The organism is Streptomyces sp. NPDC050636, assembly GCF_040654775.1.
Classification (GTDB): Bacteria; Actinomycetota; Actinomycetes; order Streptomycetales; family Streptomycetaceae; genus Streptomyces.
Genome location: NZ_JBFAIP010000253.1, coordinates 1 through 1,703 on the forward strand (window position 1 = coordinate 1; position 1,703 = coordinate 1,703).

Here is a 1,703-nt window from a genome sequence, read left to right on the forward strand (position 1 = left end):
ATGCGTCCGAGGCCGTTTGGATCGACGCTTGAGCTATGCCCGGACACCCGCCCGTGATCGCCTACCCGCTCATGCGGGGCCTAGAATCAAACACACGCACGATCCGTGTCCGCCATCGGCCTTGACCTGCTGCGCTTCCTTCAGCGCGTCCAGGAGCAGCACCTCGCCCAGACGCCCCGCTGGATTGCAGCCGAGGAGGACCGGGACCAGTGCGCCGCGCACCAGCCGCCGCCACGGCCGGACTGGTTGGTGCAGACGGAGCTCGGCGGTGGCCGGCCGCTGACCGTGCACGTCGGAACTGCGCGCACCAGGGCGCGGCGAAAGGGAGGCCGGTCGGCCGCGAGGAGGCGCTGCGGCTGCTCACCGATGTGGGCGTGGAGTCGTGCGGCATGTGCAATCCGGATCGCGAGCTCGGCCTGCCGTGACCTGGACGGCACGTGCCTCAGATGCGCTCGGGTCGGTCGCGGGGCAAGGTGGTTATATGTACATGCCGCGCGTGGTCGTGAACGACCTGACGCCGGATTGGGGCGGCGCGAGCGGGCCGGGGTGCTCCGCGCTCGCACGGAAGCCGCGGAGGCGGTTATGAATGACGCTTCGCCAGAACCAGAATCTGCTGAGCCTTCACCGGAGTCGCGTGAGCCTTCAAGAGATCCCCTCGGACGTAGGCTGCGCTCCCATATCGGCTGGTGGGTGGGTGTCGCGTCGGCTCTCATTGGTATTTTCGCATTCGTTCTAACCCGATTCGAGAGCGACGCGCCTGCATTTAGCGAGTGGCAAGATCAAGTCAATTCAATTTGCCAGCAGGAAATCCCTTCCATCGGCCGCAAGGTGGAAGAGGCAACCGGATCATTCGTGGAAATGGATGAAAAGTCGGATCCGGCGCAATCTGAACGCGGCGCGGTTTCTGATAAGCTCGAGGTGGCCGGAAGCGCCTTCCTGCACCTTGCAGGCAGCTGGCGGGCACTTGAACAGCCCGATGATCACCAGGATGGGATCAAAAATCTGATCCGGGCTGCCTCTGACTTGGGTTACTCCTACGGTGCCGTTGCGTACGCCGTTAGTCGTAATGAGGATACAGAGCAGCTTATTGCGGAACAGCGCGGCCATCACAGACTGCTCGCGCTTGAAGTTCAAGCCCTCAAGTTGGAGCAGTGTCAGGAGCTGGTGGGTAAACCCGAGGATTGGTAGGGTTGCCCTCAATCCTTGAGTCGCGTCCAGAGGCGTCGGACCGGGAAATCCTTGGCTGGCCTTACTGATCGTTCAGAATGAGTTCGGTGCAAGGGCTTGGCGGTTGAGTTCGATGGCGGCAGAGCATTGCGGGTGTCAGATGATCTTGTGCCTGATGACCTGTGGGAATGTGTTGCTCCGCTGCTGCCGCCCCGGCCTGCGCGTCGTCGGCGGTATCCGGGGCGGTTGCCGGCCGACGACCGTGCGGCCTTGCGAGGCATCGTTTACGTGCTGTGCAAGGACGTGAGCTGGAGAGACGTGCCCGCAGAGCGGACCGGCTGCAGCGGGGTGACTGCCTGGCGGCGCCTGCGGGACTGGACGGAGGCCGGCGTCTGGCCCCGCCTGCACGAAGTGCTCCTGGCTGAGCTGCGTAGAGCCGGTTTGCTCGACATGGACGATGCCGCGATCGACGCCTCGCACATCAGGGCTCTCAAAGGGGGGCTCACACCGGACCTTCGCCGGTCGACCGCGCACGG

2 protein-coding genes and 1 pseudogene are annotated in these 1,703 nt (G+C 64.2%); all 3 read left to right on the forward strand.

The annotated features are described in order from the left end of the window. Window positions 1–209: 209 nt before the first annotated feature. A complete protein-coding gene (locus AB0I10_RS41070; protein ID WP_363157841.1) occupies window positions 210–425 on the forward strand; it encodes a DUF6233 domain-containing protein in 216 nt (71 codons plus the stop codon). Window positions 426–582: 157 nt separating this feature from the next. After that, a complete protein-coding gene (locus tag AB0I10_RS41075; RefSeq protein WP_363157842.1) occupies window positions 583–1,188 on the forward strand; it encodes a hypothetical protein in 606 nt (201 codons plus the stop codon). Between the two features lie 132 nt (window positions 1,189–1,320). Continuing rightward, window positions 1,321–1,703: pseudogene (locus AB0I10_RS41080) on the forward strand (transposase); the annotation flags it as partial.

What these genes read in the sequence shown, in the direction of transcription:
- AB0I10_RS41075 (WP_363157842.1), top strand. Translation starts at nt 583, where the DNA reads ATGAATGACGCTTCGCCAGAACCAGAATCTGCTGAGCCTTCACCGGAG.